At 38.9% G+C, this 15,387-nt stretch carries 18 protein-coding genes and 1 riboswitch; of the genes, 13 read left to right on the plus strand and 5 right to left on the minus strand.

Translation table 11 applies throughout. The features are described 5' to 3' along the window. Nucleotides 1-38 precede the first annotated feature (38 nt). Both RYX56_RS18440 and RYX56_RS18445 read left to right on the plus strand, forming a co-directional pair. Nucleotides 39-515: a GNAT family N-acetyltransferase gene (locus RYX56_RS18440; protein WP_317123514.1), complete on the plus strand. Its 477-nt coding sequence runs from the start codon at nt 39-41 to the stop codon at nt 513-515. A gap of 87 nt (nt 516-602) precedes the next feature. After that, entirely contained in the window at nt 603-1,046 is a 444-nt protein-coding gene (locus RYX56_RS18445) for a DUF3888 domain-containing protein (RefSeq protein ID WP_317123515.1), read from the plus strand. Nucleotides 1,047-1,065: 19 nt separating this feature from the next. Here the strand turns inward: RYX56_RS18445 and RYX56_RS18450 are convergent, their stop codons facing one another. Continuing rightward, nucleotides 1,066-1,404, minus strand: coding sequence for a DnaJ family domain-containing protein (locus tag RYX56_RS18450; RefSeq protein WP_317123516.1), 339 nt, complete (start codon nt 1,402-1,404; stop codon nt 1,066-1,068). Nucleotides 1,405-1,576: 172 nt separating this feature from the next. On the opposite strand from RYX56_RS18450, the gene RYX56_RS18455 reads away from it, so the two are divergent. The 9 genes from RYX56_RS18455 (at nt 1,577) to ytkD (ending at nt 9,202) form a co-directional block, all read left to right on the plus strand. Beyond that, complete coding sequence (locus tag RYX56_RS18455; protein ID WP_317123570.1) at nt 1,577-2,542, plus strand: 2-hydroxyacid dehydrogenase; 966 nt, start codon at nt 1,577-1,579, stop codon at nt 2,540-2,542. A gap of 162 nt (nt 2,543-2,704) precedes the next feature. After that, nucleotides 2,705-3,880, plus strand: coding sequence for a MalY/PatB family protein (locus RYX56_RS18460; RefSeq protein WP_317123517.1), 1,176 nt, complete (start codon nt 2,705-2,707; stop codon nt 3,878-3,880). Between the two features lie 29 nt (nt 3,881-3,909). After that, entirely contained in the window at nt 3,910-4,071 is a 162-nt protein-coding gene (sda, locus tag RYX56_RS18465; protein WP_317123518.1) for a sporulation histidine kinase inhibitor Sda, read from the plus strand. A 186-nt stretch (nt 4,072-4,257) separates the two neighbouring features. Further along, entirely contained in the window at nt 4,258-4,404 is a 147-nt protein-coding gene (locus RYX56_RS18470; RefSeq protein WP_317123519.1) for a hypothetical protein, read from the plus strand. A 253-nt stretch (nt 4,405-4,657) separates the two neighbouring features. Continuing rightward, a complete protein-coding gene (gene bioD / locus RYX56_RS18475; protein ID WP_317123520.1) occupies nt 4,658-5,377 on the plus strand; it encodes a dethiobiotin synthase in 720 nt (239 codons plus the stop codon). After that, nucleotides 5,346-6,704, plus strand: a complete 1,359-nt coding sequence (bioA, locus tag RYX56_RS18480) for an adenosylmethionine--8-amino-7-oxononanoate transaminase (RefSeq protein WP_317123521.1) — start codon at nt 5,346-5,348, stop codon at nt 6,702-6,704. Before bioD ends, bioA begins: the two co-directional genes overlap by 32 nt. 117 nt (nt 6,705-6,821) lie before the next feature. After that, a complete protein-coding gene (locus RYX56_RS18485) occupies nt 6,822-7,313 on the plus strand; it encodes a YwpF-like family protein (RefSeq protein WP_317123522.1) in 492 nt (163 codons plus the stop codon). A 138-nt stretch (nt 7,314-7,451) separates the two neighbouring features. Further along, nucleotides 7,452-8,660: a bacillibactin exporter BcbE gene (gene bcbE / locus RYX56_RS18490; protein ID WP_317123523.1), complete on the plus strand. Its 1,209-nt coding sequence runs from the start codon at nt 7,452-7,454 to the stop codon at nt 8,658-8,660. A 68-nt stretch (nt 8,661-8,728) separates the two neighbouring features. Further along, nucleotides 8,729-9,202 (plus strand): RNA deprotection pyrophosphohydrolase, encoded by a 474-nt coding sequence (gene ytkD / locus RYX56_RS18495; RefSeq protein ID WP_317123524.1) that lies wholly within the window; start codon nt 8,729-8,731, stop codon nt 9,200-9,202. Between the two features lie 20 nt (nt 9,203-9,222). On the opposite strand, the gene RYX56_RS18500 is transcribed toward ytkD, so the two are convergent. Genes RYX56_RS18500 through RYX56_RS18510 form a run of 3 tightly spaced genes read right to left on the minus strand, consistent with a single transcriptional unit; the run spans nt 9,223 to nt 11,792 of the window. After that, a complete protein-coding gene (locus tag RYX56_RS18500; protein ID WP_317123525.1) occupies nt 9,223-10,023 on the minus strand; it encodes an ABC transporter permease in 801 nt (266 codons plus the stop codon). Then, nucleotides 10,004-10,780, minus strand: a complete 777-nt coding sequence (locus RYX56_RS18505) for an ABC transporter ATP-binding protein (RefSeq protein ID WP_317123526.1) — start codon at nt 10,778-10,780, stop codon at nt 10,004-10,006. Before RYX56_RS18505 ends, RYX56_RS18500 begins: the two co-directional genes overlap by 20 nt. 13 nt (nt 10,781-10,793) lie before the next feature. Further along, on the minus strand, nt 10,794-11,792 hold the full coding sequence (locus RYX56_RS18510; protein ID WP_317123527.1) for an ABC transporter substrate-binding protein: 999 nt from the start codon (nt 11,790-11,792) through the stop codon (nt 10,794-10,796). Between the two features lie 177 nt (nt 11,793-11,969). Here RYX56_RS18510 and RYX56_RS18515 point away from each other — a divergent pair, with 177 nt between their 5' ends. Both RYX56_RS18515 and RYX56_RS18520 read left to right on the plus strand, forming a co-directional pair. Beyond that, a complete protein-coding gene (locus tag RYX56_RS18515) occupies nt 11,970-12,758 on the plus strand; it encodes an alpha/beta hydrolase family protein (protein ID WP_317123571.1) in 789 nt (262 codons plus the stop codon). Nucleotides 12,759-12,837: 79 nt separating this feature from the next. Then, entirely contained in the window at nt 12,838-13,131 is a 294-nt protein-coding gene (locus RYX56_RS18520) for a thiamine-binding protein (protein ID WP_317123528.1), read from the plus strand. Between the two features lie 83 nt (nt 13,132-13,214). Here the strand turns inward: RYX56_RS18520 and pckA are convergent, their stop codons facing one another. Beyond that, nucleotides 13,215-14,801 carry a phosphoenolpyruvate carboxykinase (ATP) gene (gene pckA / locus RYX56_RS18525; protein ID WP_317123529.1) on the minus strand — a complete coding sequence of 529 codons (1,587 nt, stop codon included), beginning with the start codon at nt 14,799-14,801 and terminating at the stop codon, nt 13,215-13,217. Between the two features lie 468 nt (nt 14,802-15,269). Further along, nucleotides 15,270-15,382: riboswitch (SAM riboswitch) on the plus strand. The last annotated feature ends 5 nt before the right edge of the window (nt 15,383-15,387 follow it).

The following is a 15,387-nucleotide window of genomic DNA, read 5'->3' on the forward strand; positions in this document are numbered from 1 at the left end:
ACTTAAAAGCGAGAAAGAAGAGAAAATGAGATGGTTAGATGAATATACATTTGTTAGCAAAGACGGCACCACTGCCAATCGACTTACTATTAGAGGCAGACCCGTCATTAGAATTAGTAAAAGAATATTGTCAAAAGGGTACATGCTATGTCGCTGAAAAGGATGGAAATATAATTGGAGTGTATGTCCTTTTAGCAAGAAGAGCTAATACGGTGGAGATTATGAACATATCTGTACTAGAAGCTTTTCAAGGACAAGGGATAGGGAAGGCTTTAATCAGGGACGCAATTAAAAATGCAAAGGTAGCAGGCTATGAATGGATTGAAATCGGTACCGGTAATTCCAGTATTAATCAGCTAGCCTTATACCAAAAATGTGGATTTCGAGTTACGGGAATTGAACAAGATTTTTTCATAAAACATTATTCAGAAGAGTTATTTGAAAATGGGATTCAGTGTAGAGATATGATTAAACTAACTCTAAGGTTGCAAAGCCAAAAGAACAGTTTACCCTAATGTGGAGACAGTTCTTTTTTGTGTTTTGATGGATGTTTATCCTTAATCGAGGAAAAGGTAAGATGAAAACGAAGTAAGGAGAAAAAGATGAAAAAGAAAATCTCCATTCTTATTTTACTTACAGTGATACTGATTCCTTTTCCAAGCTTAGGTGAAGCTCAACGTTTAGAATATGATTCGACGGAGCTAAAAGTTCAAGATCTTATGATGTTGCTCGTATTGGACTCTGTAGCAATCCCCATTAACGAATACTATTCTGACTTTTTGAAAGAGAATCCTGTCGTGTATCCTTATGAAATTGAACTCAAACAAATAGAGAGAATGGAGGGGTTTCGCTCCTTTCACTTTGTCATCACACTTGAGGTAACACCTGTGATTGGCCCGCATATTGCGGTTGGAAGAGACGGGGTCACTTTAGAGGTATCTCCTGTGCTACCCGAGACGATTAAGGTTCTCACCTACGAACATTTAGAAACATACGAGTTGCCTGCTAAATGGCGTCATGTAATAAAAAAGCCAAAAATATCTTAAGGGCAAGCAACACTCTTCTTTACTCCCATTGCTTCAACTGCTCAGGTAAGTTGGCTGAAGTAATAAGCCTCTTCTGAAAAGAGGGAGGAAATGAGAGGTTGAATTTGCGAATTTTATTGTTGATTAATTCAATGTTTTCCTCATATGCACTAGGTTTTCCCTTTAATAATTGGTTGAGTTCATCACGAATTTCGTGTTGCAGCTTGATCCATGGGGGAAGATAATTTGCATTTCTTATCGTACGGTCTAAGACATCACCAGTAAGGGAGCTTTGTGGGAGCGGTTTTCCTTTTCCAGGCAAAGGATCATCTTGGGCTTTTTTTTCGTACTCCTTATATACATCATCAAACCAACTCATTGTTATTCCTCCAATCATTACTTCTCACTATATTCCTTTCTAGAAATGTAAGTTCAATTCCTTGCTTCTGGCTTGTCAAATACGTGACAATTAGTACTGTAGTACGTTAGTGAAGGAATTCGTCAAGTTAAGGCGAAAGAAATAGGTTAGAGAGAGAGGAGTGGAAATGAAAATGAAAGTTGTCGTAACGAGGAAATTACCTGACTCTATTTTGCATCAGTTAAGAGAAGAACATGAGGTAATGATGTGGAAGCATGAGAATGTAGTGATGCCACGAGACCTTTTATTAGAAGAAGTAAAGGATGCGGATGCTCTGCTGACTAATTTAACAGATAATATTAATGTAGAATTGTACGAGCATGCCCCAAATTTAAAAGTTGTTAGCACGATGGCGGTAGGGTATGACAATATTGATATAGAAGAAGCTAGAAAACGAGGGATTAAAGTTGGTCATACTCCAGGAGTTTTAACGGATGCGACCGCTGATTTAACATTCGCTTTAATCCTTGCTTGCGGCAGAGGATTGGTCGGGGCAATGGATGTGATTCGTAAGGACGAATGGAAGAGCTGGGGGCCCTTTTATTTAACGGGACCAGAAGTTTCTGGTGCCACGATTGGGATCATTGGTATGGGGCGTATTGGTGAAGCGGTAGCAAAGAGAGCTGCTGGCTTTTCAATGAACATCCTTTATCATAATCGTTCTCGAAAGAAAGAGGCTGAGGCTACTCTTGGCGCAACTTATGTATCAATGGATGAGTTGCTTCAGAAATCTGATTATGTCGTTTTACTTGCACCCTCAACGCCAGAAACGAATAAAATGATAGGTCGTGAACAATTCGATCAGATGAAAAAGACGGCTATCTTTATTAATACTTCTCGTGGAACAAATGTTGATGAAGAGGCACTTTATGATGTGTTGAGTAATCAACAGATATACGCTGCAGGTTTAGATGTGTTTGAGCAAGAGCCGATCTCAGCTAATCATCCTCTTATGAGTTTATCGAACGTAACAGCGCTTCCTCATATAGGGAGTGCGGCAATCAATACGAGAATGAAAATGGCTCAAATGGCAGCCGATCATATTGTCGAAGGATTAGCAGGAAGAAATTTGAGTCATGAAGTGAAAAGAAAAGGATGATAAAGGTAAGGAAGTATAAAGTAGGTCTTACGCCTTAAATTTCATAATAATGATTGTTTTTGTAGAATGAAAAGGAAATAAGCCTATTTATATTGAATAGTAGGTAGTGGTGTCTATTCAGGCACCTTTTTGATTGGTTTTAACGGAAGGAGAAGGATTGTTTTGAGTAATGAATTAGAATTTGTATTAGACCGACTAGGAACGGACTCGATGAAATGGGATATGACTGAGGCTCGCTTTGGAGCTCGAGATGTCATACCACTTTGGGTTGCTGATATGGATATTAAAGCGCCAAGGCCTGTCATAGACGTATTAAAAGAGAAAGCAGAACATGGTGTATTTGGTTATTCAGCTCCTTCTTCTAAAGTAGATGAAGCAATATGTGATTGGTTGAAGAAGCGATATGATTGGGAAGTGAACAGTGAGACTTTCATTTACACATCAGGGATCGTACCAACGATCAGTCACATGATACAAGCTTTTACCGAACCAGGAGATGAAGTCATCATTCAAACGCCGGTTTATTACCCTTTTTATGATGTGGTTGAAAAGAATAATCGTGTGATCTTGAAAAATCCGTTAAAACGGAACGACCATCATTACGAAATGGACCTTGCTCAACTAGAGTCCTTAATTACAGATAAGACTAAAATTTTATTGCTTTCCCATCCACATAACCCAGTAGGCAGAGTGTGGAGAAGGTATGAACTTGAGAAGCTAGCAAAATTGTGTCAAAAGCATGATTTGCTTGTCATCTCTGATGAAATCCATGCAGATCTTCTTTTTGATGGTCAGACGCATATTCCAATTGCATCAATCAATGAAGATATGGCAATGCGTACGTTGACTTGTCTTGCTCCAAGTAAAACGTTTAATTTAGCTGGCATTCAAGCTTCTTATGCAGTCGTTCTTGATCCGAAGAAAAGATTAAAACTAAAACAGTTTATTCAATCCACGTTCAGCTCTATTAATATTTTTGCGCAAGCTGCAACGGAGGCTGCTTATCGTCACGGGGAGGGATGGCTAGAGGAATTAATGATCTATATACAAGCCAATTATCAATTTGTAGAAGATTATTTAGGGGAACATATGCCTAAGATTAAGCCAATCAAACCTGAAGGAACGTACCTTTTATGGCTTGATTGCGAACAACTTGATATGCCTGCTAAAGAGAGAAATCAATGGTTCCTACATGAAGCAAAAGTGGCTTTCAATCATGGTCCGATCTTCGGAGAGGAAGGAGAGCATTTTGAACGAATGAATTTAGCTTGTTCTAGAGACACCTTAGCAAAAGCACTAGATCGTATGAAGCAAGCGTATGATAATAAAGGTTTATAAATAGAATGAAAAGAGGTTGCTGAGGGTAAATGGAACAAATTCGTAATGATATCTTAATTGATGCTTATTTAAAAGCGATGGACTTAGAGTTGGATTCTGAATTTTTAGAGCTGCTTTACCAAGAACTCACATCTAGACATTTACATGAGCGAGTCCCATCTCCTACAAAAAATATGATAAAAATCAGCTAATGAATTTAAATTAATTGATGCATGATTTTGAATATTCAGATATAATAGATACTATGAAGAGCATATTGTAGTGCATATTGTAGAGCATATTGTAGTGCATGTATGAATAGAATAGGGTTATGTTACACAATAATGGGTCAAGCTTTCCCCTTTTATTGGAGTTTTACGCAAAGGAGACATTTACACATGGCACTTGAAAAATGGTATGAAGAGCTCTTAGTAGAATGTAAATGTAAGCTTGGTAGAGAATTGACTGAAAAAGAGGTAGAACTCTTAGGTTGGATTAAAGATAAACAAATGGAATCTGTTTATCAACAAGTAAAGACCTCATAAATACTAAGGTGACCAAACCCTACAAATAAGACCTCCCGCTATAGCGGGAGGTCTCTTTTTAGTTGTGACGACTCTTTTACGTGAATCTTTTATCTCATTACAAGCGAACCTCATTTAAAACTTTATAAAATCATTCACCGAAAATTAATTGTAAACTTAAAAATAAAAAAAGTTAACAATTTTGTCTGATTGTATTGATTATTGCATTAATTAATGTTAATTTTTAGAAAAGTACGACTAGGAGGTGGAAAGAATGGCAGGGATTTTTATTACAGGTACAGATACAGATGTCGGCAAAACGGTCGCAACAGCCTATGTGGTTCAAGTATTAAGGGAAGCTGGGATAGATGCTGTAGGTTATAAACCGATTCAAACAGGGATTGCTACCGATCACCCTGATGTTGAGTTCTATCAAAAAGTGGCAGGAACAGAAGCAACCGCCCCGACTACGTATACATATAATGAACCTTGCTCTCCGCATTTAGCAGCCAAACAAGAGCAATCGAGCATTTGTTTAGATGAGATCTTGAAACAGGTAGAAATGGTAGAAAAAAAGCATAAGTATGTGGTGATTGAAGGAGCTGGAGGATTAGTCGTTCCTTTAAATACTAGTGGCATGACTTTAACGACTCTTGTTCAAAAACTAGGTTTTGCGGTTTTAGTTGTGGCAAAGTCAAAAGTTGGCGTGTTGAATCATGCTGCCCTCACGATTCATTATGCAAAAAGTAAAGGGATAAAGGTAGCTGGGATGCTTTTGAACGAGTGCTCAGTCAAACCAGATTTTGTAGAAAAAGACAACATTAAAATGCTCCAGGAGATGAACCAAGTACCTATTGTATCAATGATTCCTAAGTTAGAAGAACCACTTGCCGACAATGTACGAAAGTACTCAAAAATGAGCTCGACAGATTCATTATTAAAAGCTTGTGAGGTGGAAAGAGATGCAAAAAGAAATGCTTATTCAAAAAAGTAAAGAACTGCTCTGGCTTCCCTTTACTCAAATGCAAGATTATGAAGCTGATCCTCTAGTAATTGAAAAAGGTGAAGGCGTTATGCTTTATGATACAGAGGGGAAAAGCTATTATGATGGATACTCTTCTTTATGGTTAAATGTTCACGGACACAAGAAAAAAGAGTTAGATGATGCCATTAAAGCTCAACTTGATAAAGTCGCACATACGACACTTCTTGGAGCAGCGAACCGTCCAGCGATTGAGTTAGCGGAGAGACTTGTTCAGCTAACACCAGAAAAATTGAAAAGGGTGTTCTATTCAGATAGCGGAGCAGAAGCTGTGGAAATAGGCTTGAAGATTGCTTTCCAATATTGGCGCAACAAAGGATTTCATGAAAAAACAAAATTTGTCACTGTGACGAACGGTTATCACGGGGACACAGTTGGGGCAATCAGCGTAGGGGCTGTTGATATTTTTCACACTACGTATAAGCCGTTAATGTTTGATAGTTACAAAATACCTTTTCCAACGATCTATCGAAATGAAGTGGTGGACCACAAGGAAATCCGTGATCAATCTCTGTACGAACTTGAGAAAGTTCTAAGTGGAAATGGACAAGAAATCGCAGCGGTTATCATGGAAGGCATGGTCCAGGGAGCTGGCGGCATGCACATTATGCCCGAAGGATATTTAAAAGGAGTCGAACGACTTTGTAAAGAGTATGATGTGCTTTTAATCGTTGATGAGGTAGCAACTGGTTTTGGCAGAACAGGTAAGATGTTTGCTGTTGAGCATGAAGAGGTAGAGCCAGATATTATGATGATTGCCAAAGGAATAACTGGAGGCTATTTACCGATTGCTGCTACGATGACAACGGAGAAGATCTACGATGCTTTTTACGCAGACTACACAGAGTTAAAAACTTTTTTTCATGGGCATTCCTATACAGGCAATCAATTAGGGTGTGCTGTAGCACTGGCTAATTTAGATATTTTTGAGAAGGATCATGTAATAGAAGATGTCGAAAAGAAGGCCGCTTTTGTCAGAGAACAATTAAACTCGTTAAAGTCGCTTTCGCATGTAGGGGATATAAGGCAACTTGGATTAATGATCGGAATAGAACTCGTAGCAGACAAACAATCGAAGCAACCGTTTCCTTGGACAAAGCGCGTTGGTTACCAGACTACTCTTAAAATGAGAGAGCTTGGGATGCTATCACGCCCACTAGGAGATACAATTGTTTTTATGCCACCATATGCTAGTAGTTATGAAGATCTAAAAGCAATGATCGCTATCATGGAACAAGCAATTATGGAAGTGACAAGCAAGTTGAGTGTTTCAACTTAAATAATTTTAAACGTGACGGAGGGATCAAATAGATCTCTCTGTTTTGTGTTGTGATATACTTAAATGAATATCAACTCAATAGGAACATTAGCTTTCATATGGATGGAGGATGATAAAATGAAGACGTTTAAATTGTATTCGTTATGTGTATTAGAGGGGAAAGAAGGTTCGATCAAACAACGGGCAATCCCACTTAAAGATGGACTGATTATTAACATGGAAAATGAAGACCGTACATGGCATATCGATGCTGTTACAGACTCAACTCACAAACCCTATTTTGAAAAGGTTAAGGAAGAGGAGGGACATTTACTAGTCGATGCCATTATCACCTCGAAAAACAACCATCCAGCTACAATGGTAACTAAAGTTATTACGATTACGGAATTATCAGATGGGATCAGTGTATTACTTGAAGCGAAATTGGTTTTACAGAAAGATGAAGTGATTGAAGATGTCATTGAAGACCTTGTAGCAGAAGGGCTATCTGGCGAAGAGTTAGTGAGTGAATTTAAAGAACGGAAAAATAATTTAGCTGCACATTCAGAAAAGACCTTAGAAGAAGTGTATGCTTCATTACAACAAAGCGGCCAATATCAATTAAGGTAAAAAGTACGGAGAAGCCTGATCAAAGAAGTTATTGATCAGGCTTTTTCTATCGTTTATCTATCTGCTATATGTGCATACTTTCTTTAGTGAAACTCATACTAACTGTAACGTTTGTTAGATGAGGAGAGAGGAATCAGTATGGAAGATAAGAAAAAGTGGGATTTATTATCAATTGCTTCAATTCCGCTTGTGATGACTTTAGGAAATTCGATGCTTATTCCAGTATTACCTATTATTGAACGTGAACTATCCATTAGTTCATTTCAAGCAAGTTTGTTGATAACGATTTATTCAGTTGTTGCGATTTTATGCATTCCTGTAGCAGGGTATATATCTGATCAAATTGGTCGAAAACGGGTGATCATACCTAGTTTAATTATTGCAGCCATAGGTGGTTTATTAGCTGGATTTGCGTCTTGGCAAATAGAATCTCCTTATTGGTTGATCATGGTAGGAAGACTACTTCAAGGAGTAGGGGCAGCTGGAGCTTCTCCTATTGTGTTACCTCTGGTAGGTGATTTATATAAAGATGAACAGGAAGTTAGTAAAGGCCTTGGTGTAATCGAGACATCTAATACATTCGGTAAAGTGTTAAGCCCAATTGTTGGGGCTTTTTTAGCTTCTCTTGTTTGGTACTTACCTTTTCTTGCATTTCCTATTTTTTGTCTGATCTCTATTATTATGATTATTTTTCTTGTGGAATCACCACCAATGAACAAGGTCCCGCTTGCTGGAAAGGAATTCTTTCGATCATTAAAAGTGATCTTTAAACGTGAAGGACCTTGGCTCTATGCGGTATTTGTCATTGGAGCTATATGTATGTTTATTTTATTTGGGGTGCTTTTTTATCTATCGACTATGCTTGAGGAGCAGTATCAGATAGAAGGAGTGAAAAAAGGGGTTATTCTAGCCATTCCTTTAGCTGCACTCTGTGTAGCTTCCCTTTCTGCTGGAAAGATTATTGGTCAGGAGAAATGGTTGATGAAAAGAATGACGTTAACAGGTATTAGTTTATTAACGGTCTCCATGTTAGCTCTTTCCTTTTCAGATGATATATATTTTCTGTTATCAGCTTTATTAAGCAGCGGAGTTGGTATAGGAATTGCTCTACCTAGTTTAGATGCGCTCGTGACTGAGGGGATTCAAATGGAACAACGTGGTTCAGTCACCTCTCTTTATAGCAGTATGCGTTTTGTAGGTGTTGCAGCGGGACCACCCGTTTTTGCTATATTAATGGATGTGACTCATTTTGCGCTCTTTTTGCTGCAAGCTGGAATCGGTGCTGTTGGAATTGTCATAGCGATTCTTTTTATTCAACCTGATAAAGGAAGTAAGCCGACGTGGTAAAATAGTTGGTTTGTTGAGGAAAACGACGTATACTTCTAACTATGTAAAGGGAAAGAAGGGGTCGTTGTATGCAGCAGTTTTATGATCAATTCGGATGCATGGTTAGGCTAGCTTTAGATAAGACACCATTTTCTGGAGATCCTAAACATGTATGGGTCATTTGTAGATACAAAGAGCAATGGTTAGTGACAAAGCATAAAAAAAGAGGGCTTGAATTCCCTGGTGGAAAAGTTGAACGTAATGAAACGCCCATTGATGCAGCACATCGTGAAGTAATGGAAGAGACGGGTGGGGTGATTGGAGATATACGATTGATTGGGCAATATGAAGTGACAACCGAAAACGAACTCATTTACAAAAATATCTACTTCGCCACTATTTCTTCACTTATCAATAAAGACACTTATTTAGAAACTGATGGACCTATGACTCTTGAAGCTCTACCTGCTCACATTAAAGAGGATAAAAGGTTTAGTTTTATCATGAAAGACGAGGTTTTAGTTTATTGCTTAGAATATATGAAAGAGAAGCAACTAATCTAATCGTTGCTCCTCTTTTATGATTAAAAATGTTTGACCAGTCTACGTTCTAACCACTCTACTGTTTTATACATAATCGTTGCAAACACTGCAATAACAAACAGACTCATCAAAACCAAAGTGAAATTAAATACTTGGAATCCGTAGATAATGAGGTATCCAAGGCCTTGTTTTGATACAAGGAATTCTCCCACAATAACACCGACCCAGGCAAGACCGACATTTACTTTCAGTGTCGAAATGATTGTAGGTATGCTTGCAGGCAGAATAACAAATTGAAAAGTCTGCCGTTTTGAAGCTTGAAATGTTTGCATCACTTTAATATAGTTTGGATCGACTTCCCGAAAAGACGTGTAGACTACCATTGTCGTAATAATGACGGAAATTAAAGCCCCCATTGCGATAATAGATGTGAAGCCAGGTCCGAGTCCTACAATGAGCAGTGGCCCAAGAGCGACTTTAGGCATTGAATTTAAAATGACGAGATAAGGATCGAGTACTTTTGAGGTGAAAGGAGACCACCAAAGGATCGCAGCGAGAATGGTTCCAACCAAAGTACCGATGATAAAACCTAGTATCGTCTCAAATAAAGTTACAGAGGTATGAGTGAGTAAACTGCCATCTGATACCCTTGTTATAAGCAAGTGGAAGATTCGTGATGGCATACTAAACAGTAGTTGATCAATCCAGCCACTTCTAGCAGCAAACTCCCATAGGCCGAAAAAGGAGAGCAAGATGCTAAGTTGGACCGCGAATACATATCGTTTTTCTTTTTTTAAAGACCGTAGATAGTTTTGGTGAAGATCATGTTGAGTTGGCTTCAAGACTCTCCAACTCCTTCCATATCTCATTAAATAATTCGGTATAAGATGGAAGCTGCCTTGCTTCAAATGGCAAGCCCTCTCTTATTTCTTTTGGGACGTCGAATATTTTAGCGATCCGACCAGGTCTTGCAGACAATAACAACACTCGGTCAGACATTGCAATGGCCTCTCCAATATCATGAGTCACGAGAATCGCTGTTTTTTGTTTTTCTTTTAAAATAGTGGCAACTAAATCTTCGAGCTTTAACTTTGTTTGGTAATCTAGGGCTGAAAAGGGTTCATCAAGCAGGAGAAGAGATGGATTAGTAGCAAGCATCCGAACAAGGGCTACTCGTTGTCTCATTCCACCTGAAAGTTGACTTGGATAATGGGTGAGCTTATCAGTTAAGCCAACTTGCTCTAATAACGATTTTGCCTGCTCAATCGAATCTTTAGAATCTGCACCTAGTATCTTTTGTCCTAAGCTTATATTGGCTTCTATAGATAGCCAAGGGAACAGATAATCTTGCTGAAGCATATATCCGATATTGGCGTGCTTACTCGTAGTAGGGACGCCGTTTAACGTGATCTTTCCAGAAGTAGGACTCAAAATTCCAGCTACTAAGGAAAGTAGAGTCGTTTTTCCGCTACCACTAGGGCCAAGAATGGAGATGAATTCTCCATCCTTGACTGTGAAGCTAATATCAACAAGGGCCGAAGTGGCTTCTTTTTTGGATACATAGGTGAGAGAGACATCATCAACTAGTAAATCAGCCATTTGCCTCACTTCCTTATTTTAATATTGACTCAGCAATTGATGTATTCACTAATGCCTCGTAGTCAACGTATTGAGGCAGTTCTCCGGAATCATCCATGATGGTTTGTAAATTGTCCCAAGCACCAGGAGATAATAGTGGATCTGTTGCATAAGAGCCTTGGTCTTTATAGCGTTCGACTACTTGAGTTACAACATCAACGGGGGTATCTTCAAAGAAAGTGACAATCGATGCGGCAATGATCTCAGGTGATTGCTCATCAACCCACTGTTGACCTTTATATAAAGCTCGCGTAAAGCGTTCAATCGTTTCCGTGTCATTTTTTAACGTGCTCTCTTTTGCCATGAAAACGGTATATGGGACTTCACCAGACTCTTCTCCGAAAGATGCTACAATATGGCCAAGTCCTTCATTTTCAAACAATGTAGCTTGAGGTTCAAATAGTTGTACATAATCACCAGTGCCAGAAGCAAAAGCACTAGCGATGTTGCCAAAATCAATGTTTTGAATTAATTTTAAATCTTTATGCGGATCAATCCCGTGTTGACGTAATACATGCTCCCCTACCATTTGAGGCATGCCACCTTTACGCTGGCCAAGGAAGGTACTCCCATTTAGGTTATCCCAACGAAACTCATCAGTCGGTGTGCGAGATACTAGAAACGTTCCATCTGTTTGAGTGAGGGCAGCAAAGTTAATAACAGGATCGGATGCATTTTGAGCATAGACATAAATCGAGGTTTCTGCCCCAACAAGTGCGATATCTGCTCCGTCGGATAATAAAGTAGTCATCGTTTTATCGCCACCCCAGGCCGTCGTTAATTCAAGCTCAATTCCTTCCTCTGAAAAATAGCCTTGAGCCATTGCTGCATAGAGAGGGGCGTAAAAAATAGATCTAGTCACTTCAGCCACTCGTACCGTCTCTTGATCGTCATTACCAAAAGAACAGCCAAGAGGAGCGAGTAACAAGATCATAGAAAGTGGGAGAAGTAACCATCTTTTTAGCTGTTTCATTGCTTTTCAACTCCTTAAAAATAGGTTTCTTTCCACATTGTATGTTTGTGCAGTGAAATGTGTGTTTGCCTATGAAGAAGTAAAAGCTAAAGGAATATGGGTGATCACTAGCCTTCAGATAACGCATTTTGATATGCTGTCGGTACACTACTAGTGGCTAAAGAGAAGAGGTATATGATGCAAAATCGAATGATCCATAAACAAAAAATTCCTTCGCCTCATCCTGCAATAGAATTGTTTCTGATCACTTATTGGAGTGAGGGATTAAAGGTGAAAGGTTATTTAGCTGAACCGGTTAGCTCACACCCTCTACCTGGTCTTGTTTACTTAAGAGGTGGGATTAAAAATGTTGGTATGGTTCGGATCCAACGGCTCATTCAATGGGCCTCAGAAGGTTTTGTGGTAATCGCTCCTTTCTATAGAGGCAATAAAGGGGGGGAAGGGCAAGAGGATTTTGCGGGTCGTGATCGGGAGGATGCGAATACAGCGTGTGAGATCTTACTCCAACATCCTTCTGTGAATCCAAAGAGTGTGCACGTACTTGGATTTTCAAGAGGTGGGGTAATGGCATTGCTTGTTGCTCTAAAGCATAAAGAAGTCGCTTCTCTTATAAGTTGGAATGGGGTAACGGATATGTTTTTAACGTATGAGGAACGTGTTGATTTACGAAGAATGATGAAAAGAGTCATTGGGGGAACGCCTAATAAATATCCAGATCGCTATCGATTTAGGACTCCGCTTGATCAATTATGTTCTATACAATCCTCTGTACTAATCATTCACGGTGCTAAGGATCAGCATGTATCAATTGAGCATGCTTATCGACTTGAGAGAGCTCTATTAGAACAAAGCAAGCATGTCGATACATGGTATTACTCTACATACGATCACCATTTCCCACCGAAAAGGCAACAACAAATTCTTCAACAGGCTGCACAATGGATGAAACAACAAGTGAAAGAATAACGGACGGTTTATACATGTTTAATTATTTTCAAATCGGTTAGAGATACATATACCATAAAAGATGGAAGGGTGAGAAAGAATGGCCACTGTAACAGCTGGATTTCAAGTTTTACCAAATGGAAAAGACATGAAAACGGATGGAGTGATTCCGAAAATTGTAGAAGTCGTTCAAAATTCTGGACTCACTTATCATGTAGGTCCGATGGAAACAGTCATTGAGGGTGATATTGATGATGTGCTAAGTGTCATTAAAACCGCTCAACAAGTCGGGATTGATGAAGGTGCTCAAGAAGTCCTAACAAATATTAAGCTTCATTACCGTGAAGATGGTGTATCGATTAAAGAAAAACTAACCCATGTAAAAGAAGGATAATCATTTAAAAAAAAATAGAAAAAGCCAAGTCGTGTAAGGCGACTTGGCTTTTTCGTGGGAATGGTATGATTAATAAAGAAATATTATAGTGTTGGACCTGCCTGTTTAATATCGTCACTTACGTTAGAGAACTTTTTGAAGTTCTCTTGGAAATCAGCAGCTAGTTGCTTTGCTTTTTCATCATAAGCAGCTTTATCAGTCCATGTATCACGTGGGTGTAATACTTCATCAGGTACACCTGGGCAGTGTAGGGGAACATGAAGACCAAAGATAGGATCTACTGATGTTTCAGCTTGACGAAGCTCACCTTGTAATGCAGCTTGAATCATTGCACGTGTATATGGTAAGTTCATACGTTTACCAACACCGTACTCTCCACCTGACCAGCCAGTGTTCACTAAGAATACCTGAACATCATGTTGAGAAATTTTCTCTCCTAGCATTTCTGCATAGCGTGCTGCAGGAAGTGGAAGGAAAGGAGCACCAAAGCATGTTGAGAATGTTGCTTCTGGTGAAGTAATGCCACGCTCAGTTCCTGCTAGCTTACTTGTGTAACCTGATAGGAAATGGTACATAGCTTGTTCTTTTGTCAGTTTACTGATAGGAGGCAATACGCCAAATGCATCAGCAGTTAAGAAGATAATGGTATTTGGATGTCCAGCAACACTCGGCGTAAGCGCATTTGGAATAGATTCAAGCGGATACGCTGCGCGTGTGTTTTCTGTTAACACGGTATTATCAAAATCAGGTAATGCTGTTTTTTCATCTACGACAACGTTTTCAAGAACCGAGCCAAAACGAATCGCATTCCAAATTTGTGGTTCTTTTTCTTCTGAAAGGTTGATGCATTTTGCATAGCAACCACCCTCAATATTAAATACGCCATTAGAAGACCAGCCGTGCTCATCATCACCGATTAGGTAACGGTTCGGATCTGCAGATAGAGTGGTTTTTCCTGTACCTGATAAACCGAAGAATAAAGCGACATCGCCTTCTTTACCTGTATTAGCTGAGCAGTGCATAGAAAGAACATTTTGTTCAGGAAGCAAGAAATTCATCACTGAGAAGATTGATTTTTTCATTTCACCAGCATATTCAGTGCCGCCAATTAATACGATGCGTTCTTCAAAAGAAACAATAATAAATGTTTCAGAACGAGTACCATCTACTTCAGGGTTTGCTTTAAATGTAGGTGCTGATACAATGGTGAAGTCTGCAATTGTTTCTTGCTCTAATTCTTCATTTGTCGGTCGAATAAATAATTGTCTAGCAAATGCTTGATGCCAAGCAAATTCGTTTACAACTTTTAAAGATAAACGATAGTTTTTATCTGCACCTGCATAGCCCTTTGAAACAAACAATTCTTCTTTAGTTCCTAAATGATCTAGAACTTTTTTATATAATTTTGTAAATACATCCTTCTCAATTGGTTGGTTAACAGGTCCCCAAGCAATTTTGTCAGCTACACTTGGTTCGTTGACAATGAACTTATCTTTTGGTGAACGTCCTGTGTACGTACCGGTTGCTACACTTAATGCACCAGAAGCAGTCAAGCTACCCTCTTTACGCATAAGTGATTTCTCAACTAAAGCAGAGATCGGTAAGTCATGATGTGCGTGCTCACTATTCAATAATTGGTCAAGTTCTGATGTAAGGCTTAAAGTAGTCATTGTCGCAAAACCCTTTCCTATTTAAAGTAAATATCTTTAATTTATATGTGTCATCTCGTCTATGTGAATTAGTATAACACATTATATCTATTAGTCTATACTAATGTGAAAGTTTTTTTGGAAAATGATGCAATGAACCAGAATGTATTGATTACATGCTTTGTGAGAACTGCATAGAGAAAGGGTTTATAGGGTGTTAATTCACCTAGCGGTCAGGCTCATGAATGATTACCCATGCATACGAAAGAAGAATGATGTAAAGAAAAAAGTCTGAACGAACCCCTTAATAATAGAAGAAAAGGGGTTTGTGTGTTGTTGCTTTTTTGAGAAATAGTGTAGATGGTTTGTGTGATTAGTATAACCTATTATCAACAAAAGAAGATGCCTCTAAAAGTACGAATATTAGTGAATTTAGCAGTGTTGTTGACATAGTTTTATATGTACGTTATGATATGTCGCGAACGGATACTCTTATCCAGAGTAGGTGGAGGGACAGGCCCGAAGAAACCCAGCAACCAACACTCACGCCATTCGAGTGAAAAGGTGCTAACCTGCAAGGCAGCTGCCTTGAACGATAAGAGGCGAA

It is taken from the genome of Alkalihalophilus lindianensis (genome assembly GCF_032843265.1).
GTDB classification, from domain to species: Bacteria; Bacillota; Bacilli; order Bacillales; family Bacillaceae_D; genus Alkalihalophilus; species Alkalihalophilus lindianensis.

Bases quoted from the DNA above. Each gene is read 5' to 3' on its own strand.
- RYX56_RS18440 (WP_317123514.1), top strand. From the start codon at position 39: ATGAATATACATTTGTTAGCAAAGACGGCACCACTGCCAATCGACTTA.
- RYX56_RS18445 (WP_317123515.1), top strand. From the start codon at position 603: ATGAAAAAGAAAATCTCCATTCTTATTTTACTTACAGTGATACTGATT.
- RYX56_RS18450 (WP_317123516.1), bottom strand. From the start codon at position 1,404: ATGAGTTGGTTTGATGATGTATATAAGGAGTACGAAAAAAAAGCCCAA.
- RYX56_RS18455 (WP_317123570.1), top strand. From the start codon at position 1,577: ATGAAAGTTGTCGTAACGAGGAAATTACCTGACTCTATTTTGCATCAG.
- sda (WP_317123518.1), top strand. From the start codon at position 3,910: ATGGAACAAATTCGTAATGATATCTTAATTGATGCTTATTTAAAAGCG.
- RYX56_RS18470 (WP_317123519.1), top strand. From the start codon at position 4,258: ATGGCACTTGAAAAATGGTATGAAGAGCTCTTAGTAGAATGTAAATGT.
- bioD (WP_317123520.1), top strand. From the start codon at position 4,658: ATGGCAGGGATTTTTATTACAGGTACAGATACAGATGTCGGCAAAACG.
- bioA (WP_317123521.1), top strand. From the start codon at position 5,346: ATGCAAAAAGAAATGCTTATTCAAAAAAGTAAAGAACTGCTCTGGCTT.
- RYX56_RS18485 (WP_317123522.1), top strand. From the start codon at position 6,822: ATGAAGACGTTTAAATTGTATTCGTTATGTGTATTAGAGGGGAAAGAA.
- bcbE (WP_317123523.1), top strand. From the start codon at position 7,452: ATGGAAGATAAGAAAAAGTGGGATTTATTATCAATTGCTTCAATTCCG.
- ytkD (WP_317123524.1), top strand. From the start codon at position 8,729: ATGCAGCAGTTTTATGATCAATTCGGATGCATGGTTAGGCTAGCTTTA.
- RYX56_RS18505 (WP_317123526.1), bottom strand. From the start codon at position 10,780: ATGGCTGATTTACTAGTTGATGATGTCTCTCTCACCTATGTATCCAAA.
- RYX56_RS18510 (WP_317123527.1), bottom strand. From the start codon at position 11,792: ATGAAACAGCTAAAAAGATGGTTACTTCTCCCACTTTCTATGATCTTG.
- RYX56_RS18515 (WP_317123571.1), top strand. From the start codon at position 11,970: ATGCAAAATCGAATGATCCATAAACAAAAAATTCCTTCGCCTCATCCT.
- RYX56_RS18520 (WP_317123528.1), top strand. From the start codon at position 12,838: ATGGCCACTGTAACAGCTGGATTTCAAGTTTTACCAAATGGAAAAGAC.
- pckA (WP_317123529.1), bottom strand. From the start codon at position 14,801: ATGACTACTTTAAGCCTTACATCAGAACTTGACCAATTATTGAATAGT.